This window comes from Ideonella flava, assembly GCF_051857595.1.
Classification (GTDB): Bacteria; Pseudomonadota; Gammaproteobacteria; order Burkholderiales; family Burkholderiaceae_C; genus Ideonella.
This window is the reverse complement of record NZ_JBPZHD010000013.1, coordinates 209,358-233,007: the sequence shown is the minus strand read 5'-3', so window position 1 is coordinate 233,007 and position 23,650 is coordinate 209,358. Positions and strand designations below refer to the sequence as shown.

The 23,650-nt window shown below is 68.7% G+C and carries 18 protein-coding genes; 8 read left to right on the top strand and 10 right to left on the bottom strand.

Annotated features, from left to right (window positions below):
- Window positions 1-23: 23 nt before the first annotated feature.
- The 9 genes from ACS5PM_RS26735 to ACS5PM_RS26695 form a co-directional block, all read right to left on the bottom strand.
- Window positions 24-947 carry a DMT family transporter gene (locus ACS5PM_RS26735; RefSeq protein WP_439390903.1) on the bottom strand — a complete coding sequence of 308 codons (924 nt, stop codon included), beginning with the start codon at window positions 945-947 and terminating at the stop codon, window positions 24-26.
- On the bottom strand, window positions 944-1,807 hold the full coding sequence (locus tag ACS5PM_RS26730) for a GNAT family N-acetyltransferase (RefSeq protein WP_439390902.1): 864 nt from the start codon (window positions 1,805-1,807) through the stop codon (window positions 944-946). Before ACS5PM_RS26730 ends, ACS5PM_RS26735 begins: the two co-directional genes overlap by 4 nt.
- 2 nt (window positions 1,808-1,809) lie before the next feature.
- Window positions 1,810-3,441: a gamma-glutamyltransferase family protein gene (locus ACS5PM_RS26725; protein WP_439390901.1), complete on the bottom strand. Its 1,632-nt coding sequence runs from the start codon at window positions 3,439-3,441 to the stop codon at window positions 1,810-1,812.
- Between the two features lie 108 nt (window positions 3,442-3,549).
- Window positions 3,550-5,169 carry an MFS transporter gene (locus tag ACS5PM_RS26720; protein WP_439390900.1) on the bottom strand — a complete coding sequence of 540 codons (1,620 nt, stop codon included), beginning with the start codon at window positions 5,167-5,169 and terminating at the stop codon, window positions 3,550-3,552.
- A 194-nt stretch (window positions 5,170-5,363) separates the two neighbouring features.
- Window positions 5,364-6,875: a tripartite tricarboxylate transporter permease gene (locus tag ACS5PM_RS26715; RefSeq protein ID WP_439390898.1), complete on the bottom strand. Its 1,512-nt coding sequence runs from the start codon at window positions 6,873-6,875 to the stop codon at window positions 5,364-5,366.
- Window positions 6,876-6,897: 22 nt separating this feature from the next.
- On the bottom strand, window positions 6,898-7,359 hold the full coding sequence (locus ACS5PM_RS26710; protein WP_439390897.1) for a tripartite tricarboxylate transporter TctB family protein: 462 nt from the start codon (window positions 7,357-7,359) through the stop codon (window positions 6,898-6,900).
- Window positions 7,360-7,706: 347 nt separating this feature from the next.
- The gene (locus ACS5PM_RS26705) at window positions 7,707-9,584 is read right to left on the bottom strand and encodes a GspE/PulE family protein (protein WP_439390896.1); all 1,878 of its coding nucleotides are present in this window, start codon (window positions 9,582-9,584) and stop codon (window positions 7,707-7,709) included.
- Window positions 9,585-9,586: 2 nt separating this feature from the next.
- Window positions 9,587-10,354 carry a class I SAM-dependent methyltransferase gene (locus ACS5PM_RS26700; protein ID WP_439390895.1) on the bottom strand — a complete coding sequence of 256 codons (768 nt, stop codon included), beginning with the start codon at window positions 10,352-10,354 and terminating at the stop codon, window positions 9,587-9,589.
- A 55-nt stretch (window positions 10,355-10,409) separates the two neighbouring features.
- Window positions 10,410-13,973: an indolepyruvate ferredoxin oxidoreductase family protein gene (locus ACS5PM_RS26695; RefSeq protein ID WP_439390894.1), complete on the bottom strand. Its 3,564-nt coding sequence runs from the start codon at window positions 13,971-13,973 to the stop codon at window positions 10,410-10,412.
- 205 nt (window positions 13,974-14,178) lie between these two features.
- Here ACS5PM_RS26695 and ACS5PM_RS26690 point away from each other — a divergent pair, with 205 nt between their 5' ends.
- Window positions 14,179-14,733 (top strand): Lrp/AsnC family transcriptional regulator, encoded by a 555-nt coding sequence (locus ACS5PM_RS26690; RefSeq protein WP_439390893.1) that lies wholly within the window; start codon window positions 14,179-14,181, stop codon window positions 14,731-14,733.
- A gap of 41 nt (window positions 14,734-14,774) precedes the next feature.
- Complete coding sequence (locus ACS5PM_RS26685) at window positions 14,775-15,362, top strand: GNAT family N-acetyltransferase (RefSeq protein ID WP_439390891.1); 588 nt, start codon at window positions 14,775-14,777, stop codon at window positions 15,360-15,362.
- A gap of 6 nt (window positions 15,363-15,368) precedes the next feature.
- Here the strand turns inward: ACS5PM_RS26685 and ACS5PM_RS26680 are convergent, their stop codons facing one another.
- Complete coding sequence (locus ACS5PM_RS26680) at window positions 15,369-16,478, bottom strand: BMP family ABC transporter substrate-binding protein (protein ID WP_439390889.1); 1,110 nt, start codon at window positions 16,476-16,478, stop codon at window positions 15,369-15,371.
- A gap of 204 nt (window positions 16,479-16,682) precedes the next feature.
- Between ACS5PM_RS26680 and ACS5PM_RS26675 the strand changes: the two genes are divergently transcribed.
- From ACS5PM_RS26675 to ACS5PM_RS26650, 6 genes are all read left to right on the top strand, one after another.
- Window positions 16,683-18,290, top strand: a complete 1,608-nt coding sequence (locus ACS5PM_RS26675; protein ID WP_439390888.1) for an ABC transporter substrate-binding protein — start codon at window positions 16,683-16,685, stop codon at window positions 18,288-18,290.
- Between the two features lie 20 nt (window positions 18,291-18,310).
- Window positions 18,311-19,459: a branched-chain amino acid ABC transporter substrate-binding protein gene (locus ACS5PM_RS26670; protein ID WP_439390886.1), complete on the top strand. Its 1,149-nt coding sequence runs from the start codon at window positions 18,311-18,313 to the stop codon at window positions 19,457-19,459.
- Between the two features lie 50 nt (window positions 19,460-19,509).
- A complete protein-coding gene (locus tag ACS5PM_RS26665; RefSeq protein WP_439390885.1) occupies window positions 19,510-20,520 on the top strand; it encodes an ABC transporter permease subunit in 1,011 nt (336 codons plus the stop codon).
- Window positions 20,513-21,424, top strand: a complete 912-nt coding sequence (locus ACS5PM_RS26660) for an ABC transporter permease subunit (RefSeq protein ID WP_439390884.1) — start codon at window positions 20,513-20,515, stop codon at window positions 21,422-21,424. Before ACS5PM_RS26665 ends, ACS5PM_RS26660 begins: the two co-directional genes overlap by 8 nt.
- A 145-nt stretch (window positions 21,425-21,569) precedes the next feature.
- Window positions 21,570-22,583, top strand: a complete 1,014-nt coding sequence (locus ACS5PM_RS26655; protein ID WP_439390882.1) for an ABC transporter ATP-binding protein — start codon at window positions 21,570-21,572, stop codon at window positions 22,581-22,583.
- A complete protein-coding gene (locus ACS5PM_RS26650; protein ID WP_439390881.1) occupies window positions 22,580-23,611 on the top strand; it encodes an ABC transporter ATP-binding protein in 1,032 nt (343 codons plus the stop codon). The genes ACS5PM_RS26655 and ACS5PM_RS26650 overlap by 4 nt, the downstream gene beginning before the upstream one ends.
- Window positions 23,612-23,650: the final 39 nt, after the last annotated feature.

The window sequence follows — 23,650 nt, the reverse complement described above, 5'->3', positions numbered from 1 at the left end:
GAAAAATCCTTTCAACACTTCGCTCACTTCATCCGGGCCAGCACCCACACGCCCGCGAGCACGAGCACGGTGCCCGCCACCAGCACGGGAGTGAAAGGCTCGCCGAGGAAGATCACGCCCATCGTGATGGTGCTCATCGGCCCCACCATGCCGGCCTGCGAGGTGAGCGCCGGGCCGATGCGCTCTATGGCCATCATCACCATCCACACCGGCGCCACGGTGCACGCCGTGGCATTGAGCACCGAGAGCCACAGCACCGGCTCGGCCACGCGCGCCGACTCGATCGGGATCATGAAGAGGAAGTGGCCGATGCAGAACACGCACGCGATGCTCCCCGCCCAGCCCGCGAGGCGCATGGAGCCCAGGCGCTGCACCCACTGCCCGCTCATGACCAGGTAGATGGCGTAGCTGAGGGCGCTGCCGAAGACCAGCGCCGCGCCCAGGGCCGCGTCGGCGCCTTGTGCGCTCAGCTCCTGCCCGAAGACGAGGACCACGCCGGCGTAGCTCACCGCCAGCGACAAGGCCTGCTTCCAGTGAACCTTCTTGCCGAGGAAGAGTACCGACAAGATCAGCACCAGGGTCGGGTTGAGGTAGAGGATGAGGCGCTCGAGGCTGGCGGTGACCAGCGCGAGGCCCATGAAATCCAGCAGGCTGGCCAGGTAGTAGCCCGAGAAGCCCAGGCCCAGCAAGAACAGGAGATCGCGACGCGTCAACGCCGTCTTGCCGCGCCCGGCCCACCAGGCCATCAGCGCGAACATCGGCAGCGCGAAGAGCATGCGGTACATGATCAGCGTCACCGCATCGACGCCATGGCGATAGGCCAGCTTGACGATGATGGCCTTGCCTGAGAACGCGATGGATCCCGCGAGCGCCAGGGCCAGGCCGCTGAGACGGTTCGCCGCCTCGCGGGCGCCGAAGCGGCGCGAAGGGATGGCGTGGATCGTCATCCGCCGTCCTTGTGCAGACGCACGCTGCGCCGAGCTCCGGCATCCTCGGGTGGATGGCGCTGCAGCCCCCACTCGCGATCGAAGGCCTCGAAACCCAGCGACTCGTAGATGCCGATCGCCACGTCCTGCGGATCGGCGCACATCAGCAGCTCCTCCAGGCCCCACGGGCCGAAGCCCCATTCGCAGACGCCGCCGACCATCGCCCGGCACAGCCCGCGCCTGCGCCAATCAGGGTGGACCAGCACATTCTGGAAGCGGCCCAGCGTGCCCTCGCGCAGCAGGCCGCAGTCGGCCACCAGCGTGTCACCGCACCACAGGCCGAACCAGGTTCCCACGCCCTGCGCGACGATCGTCTCGAAGCGGCGCATCTGCTCGCGGCGGAAGCGGCGGTAGCCCTGCGGCTCGTGCCCCTGCGAATCGGCGCTCTGCAGGTCCACGAAGGCCTCGACCTCGTGCGACCAGTCGATGGGCCGCAGGGCCAACGGCGCCGCCGCACGCGGGGCCTGCGGCATGCGCAACATGCCGGGCCGCAGCCGCATCGTCGCCGTCTCCATCAACTCGAAGCCATCGGCATGCCACGATGGCAGCAGGCCCGGCGCCGGGGGCGCGCTGTTGAAGCCGATGGCCACGTGGCGGACGCCCGGCCTGCCCGCGGCGACCTCCTGCTCGAACCGGCGCAGCCAGTGCGCCAGGTCGGCGTCGGCCGGGGTCTCGGCCACCATCAGGCAGTTGCCCCAGTAGAAGCCTTCGTTGCCGGGGCTGCGCACGACGACGCAGTCCTCCTTTTCGATCACTTCCGCGCCGAACCGATGCAGGATGAAGTCGGTGCGCCAGCCCGGCCGGAAGTCCGAGACCCGCAAGATCAGTACCCCACGGCGGCGCCGTCGCGCCGAGGGTCGCTGGCCGCCACGTAGCCCTCGACCGCCGGGTCGTCCCCGAGCCGCCAGATGAACTGGCCCGCGCCATAGTCCATGTAGCTGTCGTCCAGCTGCTCGATGCGGTGGCCCAGGGCCTGCAGGCCGGCCACGGTGTCGGGCCGCATGGCGGATTCGGCGTTGAGCGAAAGCCCGTCATTGAAGCGCCAGCGCGGCGCATCGCACGCGGCCTGGGGGTGCTGGTGGTAGTCGAGCATGCGCACCAGCGTCTGCAAGTGACCCTGCGGCTGCATGTTGCCGCCCATCACGCCGAAGCTCATTTGCGGCTCGCCATCTCGCATGAGGAAGGCCGGGATGATGGTGTGGAAGGGGCGCTTGCCCGGTGCCACCGCGTTCGGGTGCGATTCATCCAGCGTGAAGCCATGGCCGCGGTTCTGCAGGCTGATGCCGTAGTCGGGCACCACCACGCCGGAGCCGAAGCCCATGTAGTTGCTCTGGATGAAGCTGACCATCATGCCGCTCTCGTCGGCCGCGGTGAGGTAGATGGTGCCGCCCTTGACCGGGTTGCCGGCCTTGAAATCCTGTGCCCGCTTCGGGTCGACGAGCCGCGCGCGTTCGGCGAGGTAGGTGTCGTCCAGCAGCTCTTCGGGCTTCACGGTCATGCTGGCCGGCTCGCCGACGTAGCGGTAGACGTCCGCAAAGGCGAGCTTCATCGCCTCGATCTGCAGGTGCTGGCTCTCGACGCCATCCGGGTCGAGGCTTCCGATGTCGAAGTGGCGCAGGATGCCCAGCGCGATCAGCGCCGCGATGCCCTGCCCGTTCGGCGGGATTTCGTGCAGCCTGTACCCGTGGCGGTAGTCGAGCTCGATGGTGTCGACCCACTCGGGCGCGTGGGCCGCCAGGTCCGACTCGGTCATCGCGCCGCCATGGGCCCGGGCATGGGCCGCGATGGCGGCGGCGACCTCGCCCCGGTAGAAAGCCTCGCCTTTCGTCTCGGCGATCAACTTCAGGGTACGGGCCGCGGCGGGCAACCTGAAGAGCTCACCCACCTCGGGCGCGCGGCCCCGCGACAGGAAGGTGCCGGCGAACCCGGGCTGCGTGACGAGCTCGTGCACGCGCGAGGCCAGGGTCCACTTCTGCTGCACGATCACCGGCACGGCGTAGCCGCGCTCCGCGGTCTCGATCGCCGGCGCCAGCAGCTCCGTCAAGGGCAGCCTGCCGTAGCGCCCGGCCAGCGCCACCCAGGCAGACACCGCGCCAGGCACGGTGACGGCATCCCATCCGCGCGCCGGCGGCGTCTTCGCCGTGGCGCCGTGGCGCTCGCGGAACCAGGACGGCGTCCACGCGGCCGGCGCACGGCCGGAGGCGTTGAGGCCCTGGAGTCGCTGCCCGTCCCACACGATGGCGAAGGCGTCGGACCCGAGGCCGTTGCTGCACGGCTCCACCAGTGTCATCACCGCCGCTGCGGCGACCGCCGCATCGACCGCGTTGCCGCCCTTTTGCAGCATGCGCAGACCGGCCTGGGCGGCCAGCGGGTGCGAGGTGGCGACGATGTTGCGCGCGAAGACCGGCGAGCGTTGCGACGGGTAGCCGGCGGACCAGTGGAAGTCGTGTCTCATTCGGGGCGCCTCCAGACGGATCCGGCAGTCTGCCACCAGGGCGAAGTCCCTGGGTTCGCGATCCATGGAGGCTGCGTTGCCCCTCGCGGGGACGGCGCGCCTCAGGGGTCATTCCACCAGCCGTTCGGCCACCAGCCGGGTCACCTTGGGCGGCGCATGACCCAGGTGGAAGGCCAAACGCTGCTCGCGCAGGCCGGCGTCGGCCGCCGTGAAGCGCTCCAGCCGCCTCTGGTGCTCGACCCAGTTCTCGTCGACGAAATATTCGACGTAACGCCCGGGGACCGAGGTATCGCGCAACAAGGCCCAGCTCAGGCAACCCTGGCGCAGGCGGGCCCGTCGGGTGAGCTGCATCACCAGCGCGAACTCGCCGGCCCGCGCCGTGTCGATGAAGTACTCCACCGTCACCATCACCGGGCCGTCGTCGGGCGCCACCTCGACCGCCACATCGGGCACCTTGCCCGGCCGGGCGGGCGTCATGTCCTCATCGTCGCCGCCCTCGACCGAGACCTTGCGGGTGACCAGCAGCACGAGCGGGCCGAAGATCGCAGCCGCTATCACCGCGGTCTTCACGCTGCTCAGGCCGGCCACCTGGCCCCACACGAGGGAGCCGGCCGCCGAGCCGCCCATCAGCGCCATCTGGTAGATCGACATGCCTCTCGCCCGCACCCAGTTGGGCAGCGCGAGCTGGGCCGAGATGGTCAGCGTGTTGGCGGTGGAGATCCAGGCCATGCCGGCGAGCACCATGGCCGGCAGGGCCAGCCAGAACTCGGGCGAGAAGATGACCACCAGAGAGGCGACCGCATGCACCAGCGTGCCGTAGCGGACGAACTGGTCGCGGTCGAAGCGGACGCGCCAGCGCGGGAACAGCAAGGCCGCGGTGATCGCCCCGCCACCGAGGCAGGCCAGCATCACCGTGAAGGCGGCCGGCCCTCCCCCATGCAGGCCGCGCGCGATCAGCGGCAACAGCGCCATCAGCGCGGTCGACTGCAGGAAGAACAGGAACACCCTCAGCAGCACCGCCCTGATGCGCGGAGACTGCATGACGTGCTGCCAGCCGACCCGCATGGCGCCGACGAAACGCTCACCGGGAAGGGCGCTTTCCTTGTGCTGCGACTTCCAGCGCAGGACGATCATGAAGGCGGTGAAGGCGAGCACCGCGTTCAGCACGAAGACCCAGGCACTCGAGGTGGCGGCCAGGATGGCGCCCGCGACCACCGGCCCGACGATGCGCGAAAGATTCATCGCCACGCCGTTGAGCGCCAGGGCCTGCGTCATGTGGTGGCGCGGCACGATCTCGGGCACGATGGCCGCGAAGACCGGCCAGCGCAGCGCCAGGCCGATGCCGTTGGTGAACGTGAGCGCCAGCAGCAGCGGCGCGTTGAGCGCATCGGCCAGCGACAGCACCGCCAGCACGACCGCGTTGAGCGCGACCCACAGCTGCGTGCCGGCAAAGTACCGCCGGCGATCGAGGATGTCGGCCAGCGCACCGCTCGGCAAGCCGAGCAGGAACACGGGCAGCGTGGAGGCCGTCTGCACCAGCGCCACCAGCACCGGGCTGGTGGTCAGCGTGGTCATCAGCCAGGCCGCCGCCACGTCGTTCATCCACATCGTGACGTTGGCCGCCAGCCAGGCCAGCCACAGCATGCGGAACACCGGCGTCGAGAACGGCGCCAGTGCCGAAGTGCTGTGCGCCGGATCCTCGTCTTCGATGGGTGGCTTGTCCGTCACGTTTTCCAGCAAAAAGGCCCGCCGGAGCGGGCCGTCCTATCCAGGGCGTGCGCGGATCCGGCTTCGCCGGTCCGCTGCGCGCGCCCCCTCGGGGGGCAGGCCCCTGGCAAGGGGCCGTGGGGGCCTTATTCCCCCGGTCCGCTGCGCGCGCCCCCTCGGGGGGCAGGCCCCCTGGCAAGGGGCCGTGGGGGCCTTCAGTCGTCCTGGAACGCCTCCTGGCGCTTGCTCTTGATCGAGGGCAGCATCACGACGACGATCATCGCCGCGGCCGCCAGCAGCAGGCCGGCGGACAGCGGTCGCTGCAGGAAGGTCAGCCAGTCGCCGCGGGACAGCAGCAGCGCCCGGCGCAGGTTCTCTTCCATCATCGGGCCCAGGATGAAGCCCAGCAACAGGGGCGCCGGCTCGCAGCCCAGCTTGTAGAAGCAGTAGCCGATCAGGCCGAACAGCGCCGCCATGTAGACGTCGAAGTTGTTGTTGTTCAGCGTGTACAGGCCGATGCAGCAGAACACCAGGATGGCCGGGAACAGGTGGCGGTAGGGCACGGTCAGCAGCTTGATCCAGATGCCGATCAGCGGCAGGTTCAGGATCACCAGCATCAGGTTGCCGATCCACATCGAGGCGATCAGGCCCCAGAACAGCTCCGGGTTGCTGGTCATCACCTGCGGGCCGGGCTGGATGCCCTTGATCGTCATCGCGCCGACCATCAGCGCCATCACCGCGTTGGGCGGGATGCCCAGCGTCAGCATCGGGATGAACGAGGTCTGCGCACCGGCGTTGTTGGCCGCTTCGGGACCGGCCACGCCGCGGATGTTGCCTTTGCCGAAGACCTCTTCGCCGGGACGGCCCTTGACCTTCTTCTCGACCGTGTAGGCGGCGAACGAGGCCAGCAGCGCACCGCCACCGGGCAGCACGCCGAGCAGCGAGCCCAGCGTGGTGCCGCGCAGCACGGCCGGCCAGGCGTCCATGAAATCCTGCTTCGTCGGCCACAGCCCCTTCACGTCCTTGGTGAAGACCTCGCGGTGCTCGGCCGGCTGGCCGAGGTTGGCGATGATCTCGCCGAAACCGAACACGCCCATGGCGATCGTCACGAAGCCGATGCCGTCGGTCAGCTCGGCGATGTCGAAGCTGTAGCGCGGCACGCCCGAGATCACGTCGGTGTTGATCTGCCCGAGCAGCAGGCCCAGCAGGATCATGGCGATGGCCTTGATCAGCGAGCCCGAGGCCAGCACCACCGCGCCGATCAGGCCCAGCGTCATCAGCGAGAAGTACTCGGCCGGGCCGAACTTGAAGGCCAGCTCGGTCAGCGGCGGCGCGAAGGCCGCGATGATGACCGTGCCGACGCAACCCGCGAAGAACGAGCCCAGGCCGGCGGCCGCCAGGGCCGAACCGGCGCGGCCCTTGCGGGCCATCTGGTAGCCGTCGATCGCGGTGACCACCGAGCTCGACTCGCCGGGCACGTTGATCAGGATGGCGGTGGTCGAGCCGCCGTACTGGGCCCCGTAGTAGATGCCGGCCAGCATGATCAGCGCCGGCGTCGCGTCCAGTGCGTAGATCGACGGCAGCAGCATCGCGATCGTCGCGACGGGGCCCAGGCCCGGCAGCACGCCGATCAGGGTGCCGAGGACGGCGCCGCCGAAGGCGTAGAGCAGGTTGGTGAGCGTGAAGGCGGTCTGGAAGCCCAGCCCGAGGTTTTGGATCAGATCCATGTCGTTGTACCTGCTGCTCGGGTCAGCCCATGAAGGCCGGCCACAGGGGGATGGTGAGCTTCAGGCCCACGACGAAGACCAGCCACGACATCACCGTGAGGATGGTCGCGTTGACGATGGTGCCGACCCAGGTGTGCTCGTCGCTGGCGTAGGCCGAGATCAGGACCAGTATCGGCAGCGAGATCACCATGCCGATGCGCGGCAGCATGAAGCCGAACAGGATCACCGCCCCCAGGATGATGAACAGCGGCTTCCAGGCGAAGGCGCCGATGGGCTCGCCGTCCTCGGTCTCTATGGTCAGCGCCTCGAACAGGATCATCCCGCCCAGGATGGCCAGCAGCACACCCAGGCCGAAGGGGAAGTACGCCGGTCCCGGCCGGGCCGAACTGCCGAAGCTGTAGTTCAGCGCACCGATGGCGAACGAGCCGCCTACGATGATGAACATCAGCCCGGACCAGAAGTCCTTCTGGCTCTTGATTCTCACGGGGTTGTCTCCTCAGTGGATTCCAAGCAATTGCGGCGAATTCTAGGGAGGGGCCCCTGCCGCCGCGCTGTGGAATACACGTAAGGCCAACCGCTCCACGCCCCTCGCCCCTCACCCGAGCGACAGAAGACGATCCAGGGTAAACCCCGCTCGATCAACGTGACGACCTTTTCAAGGGCGTGCGCGGATCCGGCTTTGCCGGTCCGCTGCGCGAGCCCCCTTGGGGGGCAGCCCCCGGAAGGGGGCGTGGGGGTCCTACTCCCCCGGTCCGCTGCGCGAGCCCCCTGGGGGGCTTCGCCCGGACGTGAACAGTCCGGTGGACTGTTCACGCCTGGCGAAGGGCCGGGTCACTGACCCGGCGCGGCCTGCAAGGCGCCCCCCGGCGGGGGCGTGGGGGCCTCACTTTCCCAGCGCGGGGTGCAGCGAAGCACCTCCTCCAGCGTGGTGACGCCCTGCGCCACCTTGGCCAGCCCTGCCACGCGCAGGGGCTGCATGCCCTCCGTCACGGCCTGCCGGCGCAGCCTGGCGCCGTCCAGATGCGGGTGGACGGCCGCGCGCGCGGGTTCGCTCATCATCATCAGCTCGTAGAGCGCGGCGCGGCCGCGGTAGCCGGTGCCGCGGCAGGCCGGGCAGCCGACCGCCTTGTGCGGGCGGATGGCGCCGGCCAGGCGCCACGGCGCGGCGAGCGACTGCAACGCCTCCACCGTGACCGTCGGGTCGGGCTGCTTGCAGCTGGGGCACAGCGTGCGCGTCAGGCGCTGGGCCAGCACGCCGATCACCGTGGCGGTGATGAGGTAGGGCGGCACGCCCAGGTCGATCAGGCGGGTGATCGACGCCGGTGCATCGTTGGTGTGGACGGTGGAGAAGACCAGGTGGCCGGTGAGCGAGGCCTGGATCGCCATCTCGGCGGTCTCGAGGTCGCGGATCTCGCCGACCATGATGATGTCCGGATCCTGCCGCATCAGCGCGCGCAGGCCGTCGGCGAATCCCAGGTCGAGCGCCGGCTGCACCTGCGTCTGGTTGAACGCCGGCTCGACCATCTCGATCGGGTCCTCGACCGTGCAGACGTTGACCTCCTCGGTGGCCAGCTTCTTCAGCGTGGAGTACAGCGTCGTCGTCTTGCCCGACCCCGTCGGGCCCGTGACGAGGATGATGCCGTGCGGATGCTCGATCAGCTCGTTCCATCGCCGCGCCTCGTCCGCCGAGAAGCCGAGCGACTCGAACGGCTTGTCCACCGTGCCCGGGTCGAAGATGCGCATCACCACCTTCTCGCCGAAGGCGGTGGGCAGGGTCGACAGGCGCATCTCGACCTCGCCGCCGCCGCCGGGCGCGTTGTCGGGCCGTCGCGTCTTGATGCGGCCATCCTGCGGGCGGCGACGCTCCACCACGTCCATGCGGCCGAGCAGCTTGATGCGCGCCGTCATCGCCGAGAGCACCGGTGCAGGGACTTGGTGTACCAGGTGCAGCACGCCGTCGATTCGGAAGCGGATCACGCCGGTGTCGCGCCGCGGCTCGAGGTGGATGTCGCTCGCGCGCTGCTCGAAGGCGTACTGCCACAGCCAGTCGACGATCTGCACCACGCCCTGGTCGTTGGCGTCCAGCGCGTTGTCCTTGACCTTGCCGAGGTCGACCAGCTGCTCGAAATTGACGCTCGCGCCGGCCAGCTCGCCCGTCTTGCGCGCGACCCGCACGTTGGCGGCCAGAGCGTAGAACTCCGCCGTGAAGCGGGCGACGTCGTCGGGCGTGGCGAGGACCAGCTTGATGGTCCTGCGGGTGTGGGCCTCGATGTCGGGCAGCCAGGCCACGTCGAAGGGCTCGCAGGTGGCCACGGTGATCTCGGTGGCGCCGAAATGCAGCGGCAGCGCGCGGCGCGTCTCGGCATAGGCCAGCGACATCACGTCGGCCACCTTGCTCGCATCGACGCGCAGCGGGTCTATGCGCTGGAACGGCAGGCCGAAGCGGCCGGCCAGCCAGCGTGTCAGGACCTCGGTATCGAGCGCGCTGCCATCGCGCTCGTCCTTCAAGCCCGCGCCGCCCAGGCGCAGCAGCGGATGAAGGCTGGAGCCGGCCTGGCCGAAGCGGCGGGACAGCATGTCGGCGTCGACCGGCTTGAGCAGGCCGTCGTCACGCAGCCACTTGAGCAGCTGCCGCATGTCGAGGCGCCCCTTGGGTGGCACGTGTCGGGGGGCGGTGCCGGCAGGCGAATCGGTGGACGCGGAGCTCATGGTCAGTCTGCGGGCGGTGACAGTGGGCGCACCATGCGCAGCCACTTGCGGGCCGGCAGGCCATAGCGATCTTCGATGTTAGCGGCGCGTGCGGTGAGTTCATCCCGGCCCGGGATCTTTACATCCCTCGCCGCGACGATCACGGTGTTGCCCTCGCGGGTGGGCCGCAGGCTCCAGACCTGGTCGCGGCCGAAGATCGCAGCGATGCGCTCGCTGCTGGCGCTGTAGCTCGCGTCGCGGCCGAAGAGGTTGACGGTCATCACGCCGCCGTGCGCGTCCAGCACATCGCGGCAACCCGCGTAGAAGGCCTCGTCATCCAGCACCGGCGCGGCGGCCTCGTGGTCATAAAGATCGACATTCAGAACCTGGGCGACGCCGGCGTGCGACGGATCGGCCACCCAGTCGCCGGCGTCCCCTTCGACGACCGTCAGCCGCGCGTCGTCCGGCGGCAGGCGGAACCACAGGCGGTTGGCGCCTATGACGGTCGAGTTGATCTCCACCACCGTCGTCTTCATGCGCAGCACCTTGTGGCAGAAGCGCGTGATCGCGCCCGCGCCGAGCCCGAGCTGCACCGCGTGCCCCTCGGCCACTTCGGCTTCGGGCCGCCACAGCATCCAGGCCATCATGCGCTGGATGTATTCGAGCTCCAGCGCCTGAGGCTTGGCCAGGCGCATGGCGCCCTGGACCCAGGGCGAATCGAGGTGGAGGTAGCGTACGCCGTCGTGCTCCGACATCGTGGCGCCGACGAGTTCCTGGGTGCGAGTGGCCATCGCAGCGGATTGTAGAAAGGGGCCCGTCGGGCCCCTTGTGCTCGTCGCCGGACGGTCAGGCCGCCCTGGCCACCGCCGGCGCGCGCCAGCGGCCCATGAGCTCGGCCCACTTCGCGCGGGCGGCTTTCAGGTGACGCTCCTTCACGTGGCCGTAGCCGCGGATGTCCTCCGGCAGGCGGGCGATCTCGACGGCCAGGGGGAGCTTGTCGGCCGACAGGCCGGCGAGCACTTCCTCGATGGCCGCGCGGTACTCGCCGATCAGCGCGCGCTCGGTGCGCCGCTCTTCGGTGTAGCCGAAGACATCGAAGGCCGTGCCACGCAGACCCTTCAACTTCGCCAGCAGGCCGAAGGCCGGGCGGATCCAGGCGCCGAAGGGCTTCTTGACCAGCTCGCCCCGTTCGTTCTTCGAGGCGAACAGCGGCGGCGCCAGGTGATGCACCAGCTTGAAATCGCCTTCGAACTGCGCGTTGACCTTGGCGATGAAGGCCGGGTCGGTGTGCAGGCGGGCGACTTCGTACTCGTCCTTGTAGGCCATGAGCTTGAACAGGTACCGGGCCACCGCCTCGGACAGGCGGGTGCCGGTGCCCAGCTTGGCTTCGGCCGCGCGCACCTTCTCGACGAAGGCCCGGTAGCCGGCGGCGTAGCCGGCGTCCTGGTAGCCGGTGAGGAACTCGACTCGCTTGGCGACCACCTCGTCGAGCGAAGGCCGCTTGACGAACTGGATCACCGCCGCGGCCTTGAACAGCGCCTTCACCGAGGCCAGGTCGTTCGCGCAGCGACGACCCCATTCGAAGGCGGCCTTGTTGTTCTCGATCTGCACGCCGTTGAGCTCCATCGCGCGCATCAGCGACTCGCGGCCCAGGGGGATGCGGCCGTGCTGCCAGGCGAAGCCGAGCATCAGCGGGTTGGTGTAGATCGAGTCGCCCAGCAAGTGCGTGGCCGCCTCCTCGGCATCGAAACTCGCGAAGTGCTCCTTGCCGACGGCGGCCGCGATGGCCTGCTCGCACTGGCCCGCCGGAAACGTCCACTCGGTGTCGGTGACGAAGCTGGCGGTCGGCGTCGAATGGTTGTTCAGAGCGACGAAGGTGCGCTCGGGGTGCATGGCACCGAGCGTCGTCTTGCTCGCCGCGACGATGGCATCGCAGCCGATGATGAGGTCGGCCTTGGCGGTGTCGACCTTGGTGGTGTGGATGGCCTCGGGCGTCTCTGCGATCTGCACATGGCTCCAGGTCGCCCCGCCCTTTTGCGCCAGGCCGGCCGCGTCCTGCGTGACGATGCCCTTGCCCTCGAGGTGCGAGGCCATGCCCAGCAGCTGGCCAATGGTGATGACGCCGGTGCCCCCTACGCCTGCCACCACGATGCCCCAGGCCGAATCGCAGGCCGGCAGCACCGGGTCGGGGATGGCCGGCAGGTTGGCCAGGCTCGGGCCGCTGCCCTTCTTCGGCTTCTTCAGCGCGCCGCCCTCGACGGTGACGAAGCTCGGGCAGAAGCCCTTCACGCAGGACAGGTCCTTGTTGCAGGAGTTCTGGTTGATCTGGCGCTTGCGGCCGAATTCGGTCTCCAGCGGCTCGACCGATACGCAGTTGCTCTGCACCGAGCAGTCACCGCAGCCTTCGCACACCAGCTCGTTGATGACGACGCGCTTGTCGCTCTCGGCCATCTTGCCGCGCTTGCGGCGGCGGCGCTTCTCGGTGGCGCAGGTCTGGTCGTAGATGATGGCGGTGGTGCCCTTCAACTCCCGGAACTGGCGCTGGATGCTGTCCAGCTCGTCGCGGTGGTGCACTGTGACGCCGGGTGCCAGCTGCGCGTTGTCGTATTTGGCCGGCTCGTCGGTGACGATCACCAGCTTCGCCACGCCTTCGCTGACCAGGCTGTTCATGATCTGCAGCACCGAGTGGCCCTCGGGACGCTCGCCCACCTGCTGGCCGCCGGTCATCGCGACCGCGTCGTTGTAGAGCACCTTGTAGGTGATGTTCACGCCCGAGGCGATCGACTGGCGGATGGCCAGGATGCCGCTGTGGAAGTAGGTGCCGTCGCCCAGGTTCGAGAAGATGTGCTGCTCGTTCGTGAACGGCGCCTGGCCGACCCAGGGCACGCCCTCGCCGCCCATCTGCGTGAAGGTCTCGGTGCGGCGGCCCGGCATCCAGTTGACCATGTAGTGGCAGCCGATGCCGGCCACGGCACGCGAGCCTTCAGGTACGCGGGTCGACGTGTTGTGCGGGCAGCCGGAGCAGAACCACGGCGTGCGGTCGCCGGTCTTCACCTCCAGAGCGGCGAGCGACTGCTCCTTGGCAGCGATGACGGCGATGCGCTCGTCCATGCGCGCTGCGATGTCCGCCGGCACGCCCAGCTTCTTCAGCCGGCGCGCGATGGCCTTGGCGATGATGGCCGGCGTGAGGTCGGCCTTGGGGCGCAGCAGCCAGTGCTCGCTCGGGTTGGGCATCGACCATTCGCCACCGGAGTGGTCGCCCTCCTGCTCGTCGAACTTGCCCAGCACGTTGGGCCGCACGTCGGAGCGCCAGCCGTAGAGCTGCTCCTTGATCTGGTACTCGATGACCTGGCGCTTCTCCTCGACGACGAGGATCTCCTGCAGGCCGGTCGCGAAGTCGCGGGTGATGGTGGCCTCCAGCGGCCACACCACGTTGACCTTGTGCAGGCGGATGCCGAGCGCGCGGCAGGTGGCTTCGTCCAGGCCCAGGTCCGCCAGCGCTTGGCGCGTGTCGTTGAAGGCCTTGCCGCTGGCGATGATGCCGAAGCGGTCGTTCGGGCCCTCGATCACGTTGTGGTTGAGCTTGTTGGCCCGCACGTAGGCCAGCGCCGCGTACCACTTGAAATCCATCATCCGCGCTTCCTGCTCCAGCGGCGGATCCGGCCAGCGGATGTGCAGGCCGCCCGGGGGCATGGCGAAGTCCTCGGGCAGCAGGATGTTCACCCGGTCCGGCGAGACATCGACGCTCGACGCCGACTCGACCACCTCCTGGATGGTCTTCATGCCGCTCCACAGGCCCGAGAAGCGGCTCATCGCGATCGCGTGCAGCCCCATGTCGAGGATTTCCTGCACGCTGCTGGGGAAGAAGGTCGGGAAGCCGCAGGCCTTGAAGACGTGGTCGCTCTGGTGCGGGGCGGTGGAGCTCTTCGAGACGTGGTCGTCGCCGGCGATGGCGATCACGCCGCCATGCTTCGAGGTGCCGGCCATGTTGGCGTGCTTGAACACGTCGATGGAACGGTCCACGCCCGGGCCCTTGCCGTACCAGATGCCGAAGACGCCGTCGTACTTGGCCTTTTCCTTGAACAGGTCGAGCTGCTGCGTGCCCCAGACCGCCGTGGCGCCCAGCTCCTCGTTCACGCCGGGCTGGAAGACGATGTGGTTGGCCGCGAGGTGCTTCTTGGCGCCCCACAGCGCCTGGTCGTAGCCGCCGAGCGGCGAGCCCCGGTAGCCGCTGATGAAGCCGGCAGTGTTCAGCCCGACGCGCGCATCACGGGTGCGCTGCAGCATCGGCAGGCGCACCAGGGCCTGCACGCCGCTCATGAAGGCACGGCCGGTCGGCAACGCGTACTTGTCGTCGAGCGAGACCGATTCGAGGGCTTTTCGGATCGATTCGGACAGCGGGGCGTTCATGGGCGAGGGCTCCTTGGGGGTCGGCCGTGGCTTCGGGGAGGGTACGCGCGAAGGCGCTGGCGGCTCGTGGCCGCGCGCCCGGCGAAGAGGTGGGTGAATGCGCAAAGTGTAGGAGCAGACGCCCGACAGGTGCTTTCTTTCGATTGCCTCGTCGCGGTGGTTTGGGAAACAATCTTTCTCTATAACGGCCAAGTCGGGATAAACATTGCCGAAGTCTCCAAAATCCGGGAAAACCAGTAAGGCCGAGCCCGCCGCGGCACCGGCGCTCTCCACCGCGGCCGGCATCACCCTCGACCGCTACGACGTCGCCATCCTCGACGCGCTGCAGCGCGACGCCCGCCAGTCCAATGCCGACCTCGCGGCGGCCATCGGCCTTTCGGCCGCGCCCACCTGGCGCCGCGTGCGCCGGCTGGAGGAGCTGGGCGTGATCACCGGCTACCGCGCCGAGATCGACCGCCGCAAGATCGGCCTGGGCGTGCTGGCCTTCGTCCGCGTGGACACCGAGCGCGACAACGCCGCCGCCACGCAGGCGCTGGAGGCCGCGATCCGCAAGCTGCCCGAGGTCATCTCGTGCCACTACATCTCGGGGGCAGGCACCTTCGAGCTGCAGGTGCTGGTGACCGACCTCGACGCCTATTCCCGCTGGACGATGGACACGCTGTTCAAGCTGCCCAACGTGAAGGACCTGCACACCAGCTTCTCCCTGGGCGAGGTGAAGGCCGGCGCGGCGCTGCCTCTGGGGCATCTGAACCCTCGCTGAGCCCATCGCCGGGCGCGGCTCCTTGCATTACCCTTGCGGCCATGGATCTCACCCCTGCCCGCCGCGAGATCGTCACCGAGCGCCTGCTGCTGGCCGCGGGTGACGAGGGCCTGGCGGAAGCGGTGGCCGACTTCCAGCGCCGCAACCGGCGCCATTTCTCGCCCTGGGATCCGCCGACCGCCGAGAGCTTCTATACCGTCGCCGCGCAGGCCGATCGCATCCGGCTCGGCCTGAAGGCCTTTGCCGAAGGGGCCGGCTTCAGGTACTGGCTCTCGCCCCTGGAAGAGCCCACGCGCGTGGTCGGCTCGGTGCACTTCAGCCAGGTGGTGCGGGGTGCCTTCCACAGTTGCGTGCTCGGCTATGCACTGGACGAGCCCTGCCAGGGCCAGGGCTTGATGCACGAGGCCCTGTCGGCCGCGATCGACGAGATGTTCTCGACCCGCGTGAACCTGCACCGCATCCAGGCCGCCTACCGGCCGGAGAACAAGCGCAGCGGCGCGGTGCTCGCGCGGCTCGGCTTTCGCGTCGAGGGCCTGGCGCGCGACTACCTCTTCATCGATGGCGCCTGGCGCGACCACCACCTGGCCGCCCTGACCAATCCGCTGTTCGCGGAGCCGGCGGACTGGTAGGTCGGCTCAACGCGCCGCCGGCAGGCTGCCCACCACGCCCTGAGCCAGCCAGTCCATCTTCGCGATCTGCTCGTCGCTCATCGTCGCGCCTTCAGGCTGGCGCTCGCGCCCGGTGTTGTCCACCAGCCGCCCCGAGAAGATCCGGAACCGCCCCGAGCGGATCTCGTCTTCCTTCTGCAGGCCGGCCCGCCGGGCCTCGGGCTTGAGGCGAGAGGCCAGCGCATCCATGCCCACCATCGCGTCCTTCAGGCCTCCCATGTGCGGCAGCGGCTGCCAGCGGCCGTCGATCAGCGCCTTGCTCGTGCGCACGTAGTAGGGCCCCCAGTGCTGAGTAACCGCGCCCAGCTGGGCGTGCGGCGCCACCGCGCGCATGTCGCTCTGGTAGGCCAGCAGGTCGACCTTCTGCTCTTCGGCCAGCTGCGCCACTGCGGTGGAGGCGGTATGGTTGGTCAGCACATCGGCCCCTTGTCGAACGAGGGTGAGCGCGGCTTCGCGTTCGCGCGCCGGATCGAACCAGGTGTCGAGCCAGATGACCTTGACCTGGGCCTTGGGGTTGACCGAGCGCATGCCGAGCGTGAAGGCGTTGATGCCCTGCACCACTTCGGGCACCGGAAAGCCCGCCACGTAGCCCGCGACGCCCTTGATGCTGTGGTAGCCGGCGAGCATGCCGGCCAGGTAGCGGCCTTCGTAGTGGCGCGCGCTGTAGGTGGCCACGTTGGGGGCCCTCTTGTAGCCGCCGGCGACCGCGAACTTCACGTCGGGAAATTCAGCCGCCACGCGCAGCGCCGGCTCCTGGTAGCCGAAGCTCGTGGCGAAGATGAGCTGGTGGCCCTGGGACGCCAGGTCGCGCATGACGCGTTCCGCGTCGGCGCCTTCGGGCACGGACTCGACGACCGTTGTCTTCACGCGCGGGCCGAGGAAGGTCTCCAGGTCTGCCCGGCCCACGTCGTGCTGGTAGGTCCAGCCCGCCTGCCCCACCGGGCTCACGTAGACGAACGCGACCTTCAGCACCGGGCCGGTCGGTGCCGACGCGGCGCCCTGCGCGGCATCGGCCCCCAGCTCACCGCCGGCCGCACCCGCAGCCAACAGCGTGACGAACAAGAGCTTCCCGAGCATTCGGAGTCCTCGGCAGATGCGGGCCGGGCGCATGGTGACCGCGCCATCGGCCGGCTCGGCGCCCCTTGTGTACTACAGGAAAAACCCGAGGCCCGGGCACGGGGTTTGCGTTCGGTTCCGCGCCAGAATGCCGGACTTCCCCCACGGGGGCACCCCTCCACGATTTCCATGTGCGGCACAACCGTCTGCAGGAGATTCACACCCATGAGCGCTCACCGCCTCGTTCCCCTGATCAACACGCTGGGCCTGGCGGCCTGCACGCTGCTGGCCGCCGCCGGCGTGCACGCCAAGACCCTCGTCTACTGCTCCGAAGGATCGCCCGAGAACTTCACGCCGGCACTGAACACCACCGGCACCAGCTTCGATGCCGCGCGGCCGGTCTACGACCGCCTGCTGCACTTCGTGCGCGGCAGCACGCAGACGGAACCCGGCCTGGCCGAGAGCTGGGTCATCTCCGAAGACGGCAAGGTCTACACCTTCAAGCTGCGCAAGGGAGTGAAGTTCCACAGCGTGCCGGGTTTCACGCCGACCAGGGATTTCAACGCCGATGACGTCCTTTTCTCGTTCGAACGCCAGTGGAAGCCCGATCATCCGTATGCCAAGGTTTCTGGCGGCAAGTACGACTACTTCGCCGACATGGGGCTGAAGGATGACCTGGTCTCGATCGAGAAGGTCGACCCCCTGACGGTGAAGATGACCTTCAAGAAGCCCAACGTCACGATGCTGCCGAACCTGGCGATGGACTTCGCGGCCATCGGCTCGGCCGAGTACGCCGACGCCCTGGCCAAGGCCAACAAGAAGGAGCAGTTCGACCAGGTGCCGGTCGGCACCGGCCCTTTCAGCTTCGTCATGTACCAGAAGGACGCCGTCATCCGCTACAAGGCCAACAAGGCCTACTGGGGCGCCGAGAAGGCGATGGTCGACGACCTGGTCTACGCCATCACGCCCGACGCGACCGCGCGCTACTCCAAGCTCAAGACCGGCGAGTGCCACCTCACCGGCTACCCGCGCCCGGCCGACCTGCCCGAGATGCAGAAGGACCCGGCGCTGAAGGTGACCAACCTGCCCGGGCTGAACATCGCCTACTGGGCCTTCAACACCCTGAAGCCGCCGTTCGACAAGAAGGAAGTGCGCCAGGCCTTCACCATGGCCATCGACAAGACCGCCATCCTGAAGGACGTCTACCTCGGCGCCGGCACGCCCGCCAAGAACCTGATGCCGCCCACGCTGTGGGGCTACAACGACAAGGTGCAGGACTGGCCGCACGATCCGGCCAAGGCGAAGGAGCTGCTGGCCAAGGCCGGCGTCAAGACGCCGCTGGACGTCGACCTCTGGTACATGCCGGTGCAGCGTCCGTACAACCCGAACGCCAAGCGCATGGCCGAGATGATGCAGGCCGACCTGGCGAAGATCGGTGTCAACGCCAAGCTCGTCACCTACGAGTGGGGCGAGTACCGCAAGCGCCTGCAGCAGGGCGAGCACCTGACCGGCATGCTCGGCTGGAACGGCGACAACGGCGACCCCGACAACTTCTTCTTCCTCCACAGCTGCGACGCCGCCCGGCCCGGCGGCCAGAACCTGTCCAAGTGGTGCAACAAGAGTTTCGATGAAAAGCTCGAGAAGGCCCGCACGCTCACCGACAACAAGGCCCGCGCCAAGTTGTACGAGGAGATGCAGGCCATCGAGCATGAAGAGCAGCCTGACTTCAAGATCGCGCACTCGGTGGTCTATGAGGTCATGCGCAAGGAAGTGACGGGCTACAAGCAAAGCCCGTTCAACACCCATGAATTCAAGGGTGTGGATTTGAAGTAGCAACGATAGAGGGATCCTGAATGACGATGTTTGCCCATACCCGTGTCGCCCTGGGACTGCTGGTCCTGGTGGGCCTGGCCGCCCTGACCGGTTGCCAGCCCGGCGTTCCAGACACGGTGAAGATCGGCGTGGCCCAGCCGCTGTCCGGCCCCTTGAAGGAGCTCGGACAGGACATGGTCGATGGCACCAGGATGGCCATCGACGATATCAACAAGGAAGGCCTGAAGATCGACGGCAAGGTCGTCAAGCTGGAGCTCGTCACCGCCGACGACAAGGCCGACGCCGAAACGGGCAAGGCCGCCGCGAAGACGCTGATCGACGCCGGCGTCTTCGCGGTGATCGGGCACCTCAATTCGGGCGTCAGCATCGCTGCCGCCCCGCTGTACGCCGAGAAGATGGTGCCGCAGCTGGCCATCTCGACCAACCCGAAGTACACCAAGCTCGGCCTGCCGACCACGTTTCGTCTGGTGGCCAACGACGACCTGCAGTCCAAGGCCATGGGCTCGCTCGCCAACAGCCTGCCGGGTGAGCATACCTACGCGGTGGTCGACGACAGCACGCCCTATGGCAAGGGCCTGGCAGACACGGCCGCCGCGCAGCTCAAGGGAAAGACCATCGCGATCCGCACCTCGCTGGACGACAAGACGACCGACTTCAAGGCCCTGGTCGCCCAGATGGCTGAAAAGAAGGTCGACGTGTTCGTCACCACCCTGGCCGACTTCCAGGTGGTGGCCCTGGCCGACCAGTTGGTGGCCGCGGGCATGAGGAACATGCAGATCATCGGCAGCGACACGATGAAGACAGAAGGCATGCTGAAGGTCAACCCCGCGGTGGGCACCATCTACGCCACCTCCCCCATCATCGGCGCCGCCGAGTTCAACGGCGGCAAGACCTTCCTCGAGAAGTTCCGCGCCCAGTACAAGCACGAGCCGATCTACGCGGCGCACTACGCCTACGACGCCGTGTGGGTGCTCAGCGCGGCGCTGAAGCAGGCCAAGTCGGCCAGCGGCGACAAGCTGGTGCCGGCGCTGAAGACGGTCGACGCGCTGGCGCCGGTGACCAGCAGCATGCGTTTCGCCGAAGACGGCGAGCAGCGCTACGGCTCGGTCAGCGTCTACCAGCTCAATCGCGGGAACTGGTTCCTGCTCACCCGCTCCGACGTGTGGTGACCGGTCCACGCACCTCCTTGAAGAGCGGCCTTCGGGCCGCTTGATCATTCATGCTCAAGTTCCTCTGGCGCCGGCTGGCACTGACCATACCGACCTTCTTCGCCCTGATGTTCGTCACCTTCGTGGCGATCCGGCTGGTGCCGGGGGATCCGGTGGAGGTGCGGGTGGGCGAGCGTGGCATCAGCCCCGAGCGGCTCGCGCAGTTCCGCCACGAGCTGGGGCTGGACCTGCCGGTGTGGAAGCAGTTCCTCGACTACGTGTGGCAACTGCTGCACGGTGACTTCGGAACCTCGCTGGCCACCAACCAGAAGGTGTTGACCGAGTTCGCCGCGCTGTTCCCGGCCACCCTGGAGCTGAGCCTGTTCGCCATGCTCTTCGCCGCGCTGATCGGCCTGCCCGCCGGCACGATCGCGGCGGCCAAGCGAGGCAGCCTGTACGACCAGACGCTGATGGGCCTGTCGGTCACCGGGTACTCGATGCCCATCTTCTGGTGGGGCCTGCTGCTCATCATGTTCGTCGGCGAGCGCTGGGGCCTCACGCCGGTGTCCGGCCGGATCGACCTCATCAAGTATTACTTCGAGCCGGTCACCGGCTTCATGGTGATAGACGCCTGGCTCTCGGGCCAGGCCGGCGCGGTGAAGGACGCACTGCACCACCTGGTGCTGCCCGGCATCGTGCTGGGCACCATCCCGCTCGCGGTGATTGCCCGCATGACGCGCTCGGCCATGCTCGAGGTGCTGGGCGAAGACTACGTGCGCACCGCCCGCGCCAAGGGCCTGCCGGTGTGGCGGGTGGTGGGGCTGCATGCCTTGCGCAACGCGCTGATCCCGGTGGCCACCGTGATAGGCCTGCAGGTGGGCGCGCTGATGGCCGGCGCGGTGCTCACCGAGACCATCTTCTCCTGGCCCGGCATCGGCAAGTGGCTGATCGAGTCCATCTCGCGGCGCGACTATCCCGCGCTGCAGGGCGGGGTGATGCTGGTCTCCACCGTCGTCATCGGCGTCAACCTCGTGGTCGACCTGACCTACGGCCTGATCAACCCGAGGATCCGTCATGGCTGAAGCTTCGGTCGTCGTCAACCCGCCGGCCGCCTCGCCGGCACCACCGTCCCCCTGGCGCTCGTTCTGGTACGCGTTCAGCGAGAACAAGGGTGCGGTCGCCGGACTCATCGTCGTGGCGATCGTGGTGCTGCTCGCCCTGGGCGCCGACTGGATCGCCCCCTACTCGCCCACCGAGCAGTTCCGCGATGCCATCCGCGCCGCGCCGGCCTGGGCCGAGGGCGGCTCGAGCCGCTTCCTGCTGGGCACCGACAGCCTGGGCCGCGACATGCTTTCGCGCCTGATCCACGGCGCCCGCGTGTCGCTGTTCATCGGCCTGTCGGTGATGGGCGTGTCCTTCGTGATCGGGGTCCTGCTGGGGCTGGCCTGCGCCTCGCTGGGGCAGGTGGTGGACGTGGTGATCACTCGCGTCATGGACCTCATCATGGCGGTGCCCAGCCTGGTGCTGGCCATCCTGGTGGTCGCCGTGCTGGGGCCCAGCCTGACCAACACCATCGTCGCGGTGACCATCGTCTACCTGCCGCGTTACGTGCGCCTCCTGCGCGCCTCGGCCCTGGCGGAGCTCAAGAAGGATTACGTCACCGCGGCCCGGGTCTCGGGCGTCAGCGGGTGGCGGCTGATGTTCCACACGGTGCTCCCGAACTGCCTGGCGCCGCTGATCGTGCAGGCCGCGCTGGGCGTGTCGGATGCCATCCTCGAGGCGGCCGCACTCGGCTTCCTCGGCCTCGGCGCCCAGCCTCCGATCGCCGAGTGGGGGACGATGCTGGCCGACGCCCGCGAGTTCATCCGCTCCGACCCGTGGCTGGTCACCTTGCCCGGCCTGGCCATCCTGATCACCGTGGTGTCGATCAACCTGGCCGGCGACGGCCTGCGCGATGCCCTCGATCCCAAGATGAGGAAGACATGACCCCCACGCTGCCTTCCGGTCGCCGCCTCCGGGGCCACCAAGGTGCCCTTCGGTCCCCTGGGGCTCGCGCCTGGCGGACCGGCAAAGCCGGATCCGCGCACGCCCTGGATGAAGGGCCGCTCCCGCGAAGCGCCGCGATGCCAGCATGAATCCGAACCAACCCCTGCTCGACATCAAAGGGCTGACGGTCAGCTTCGCGACCCGGGGCGGTGCGTTCCGTGCGGTCGACGGCGTCGACCTGCAGGTCGCGCCCAACGAGGTGCTGGCGATCGTCGGCGAATCCGGCTCCGGCAAGTCGGTGGCGATGCTGGCCATCATGGGGCTGCTGCCCTGGACGGCCACCGTCAGCGCCGAGCGCATGCACTTCGCCGGCCAGGACCTGCTCGCCATGACGCCCCGGCAGCGCCGCACCCTCGTGGGCCGCGACGTGGCGATGGTGTTCCAGGAGCCCATGAGCTCGCTCAACCCCTGCTTCACCGTCGGCTGGCAGATCGCCGAAGCGCTGGCCGAGCACACCGGGCTCGACCGCGAGGCGCGCAAGAAGCGCGTGATCGAGCTGATCGAGCAGGTCGGCATCCCCGACCCGGTGCGCCGCGCGCGCGCCTTCCCGCACCAGCTGTCAGGCGGCATGAGCCAGCGGGTGATGATCGCCATGGCCCTGGCCTGCGGGCCGCGGCTGCTGATCGCCGACGAGCCCACCACCGCGCTGGACGTGACCATCCAGGCCCAGATCCTGGACCTGCTGCAGGCCCTCAGGCGCGACACCGGCATGGCGCTGGTGCTCATCACGCACGACCTCGGCGTGGTCGCCGAATGCGCCGACCGCGTGCTGGTGCAGTACGCCGGCCGGCCGGTGGAGACCCAGCCTGCCGACACGCTCTTCCTGCAACCCCACCATCCCTACACGGCGGCGCTGCTCGCGGCCCTGCCCGAAAGGGCACGCCAAGGCGAGCGGCTGACCGCCATCGAAGGCCTGGTGCCGGGCCAGTTCGACCGCCCCGCGGGCTGCCTCTTCGCACCCCGCTGCCCACACGTCCAGGCCCTGTGCCACGCCAAGGCGCCGCCGCCCGCGAGCGATGCCCTCGGGCGTGCGCTTTGCCACTTCCCGCTGGTCGACGGGCAGCCGCTGCCCCTGCTGCCGGAGGCCAGCGCAGCATGACGGACGCCGTGATGGAGAACCCGAGCCGCGCGACGGAAACGGACACCGAGCCGGTGCTCCGGGCGCGCGACCTGCGCCGCGAGTACCCGGTCACGCGCGGCCTGTTCCAGCCGCCGGCCGTCGTGCAGGCCCTGGCCGGCGTCAGTTTCTCGGTCCGGGCCGGCCACACGCTGGCGGTGGTCGGCGAATCGGGCTGCGGCAAGTCCACGCTCGCCCGGCTGCTGACCATGATCGAGCCGCCCACTTCGGGCGAGCTGCTGATCGACGGCAAGGATGTGGCGCATGCCGACGGCGGCCTGCGCCGGCAACTGCGCCGCCAGATCCAGATCGTCTTCCAGAACCCGTACGGCTCGCTGAACCCGCGCCAGACCGTGGGCAACGCTCTGATGGAGCCGCTGCTGGTCAATGGCGTCCACGATGCGGGTGAGCGCGAATCGCAGGCGCGCGCCATGCTGCGCCAGGTCGGGCTGCGCGAGGAGCACTTCGGTCGCTACCCGCACATGTTCTCGGGCGGCCAGCGCCAGCGCGTCGCCATTGCTCGGGCCCTGATGCTCAAGCCGCGCGTGCTGGTGCTCGACGAGCCGGTGTCGGCGCTGGACGTGTCCATCCGTGCCCAGGTGCTCAACCTGCTCGACGACCTGCAGCAGGCGATGAACGTGGCCTACGTGTTCATCTCGCACGATCTCGGCGTGGTGCGCCACGTGGCCGACGAAGTGATGGTGATGTACCTCGGCCGATGCGTGGAGCAAGGTCCGCGCGACGCCTTGTTCGACCACCCCCTGCATCCCTACACGAGGGCGCTGCTGTCGGCCACGCCGACGGTGGATGTCTCGGCACGCCGCGAACGCATCATCCTGAAGGGCGAACTGCCCTCGCCCATCGACCGGCCCAGCGGCTGCCCCTTCCGCACCCGCTGCCCGCTGGCCTTCGAGCGCTGCGCCGAGATGGACCCGGAGCTCGAGCCGCGCGGGAGCCAGCGCGTGGCCTGCTGGGCGGTGCCGGCCACCGGCGCCCGGCCACCTGTTTGATTTCATTGGATCCAGACCGAAACCGAGAGGGAGAACCGC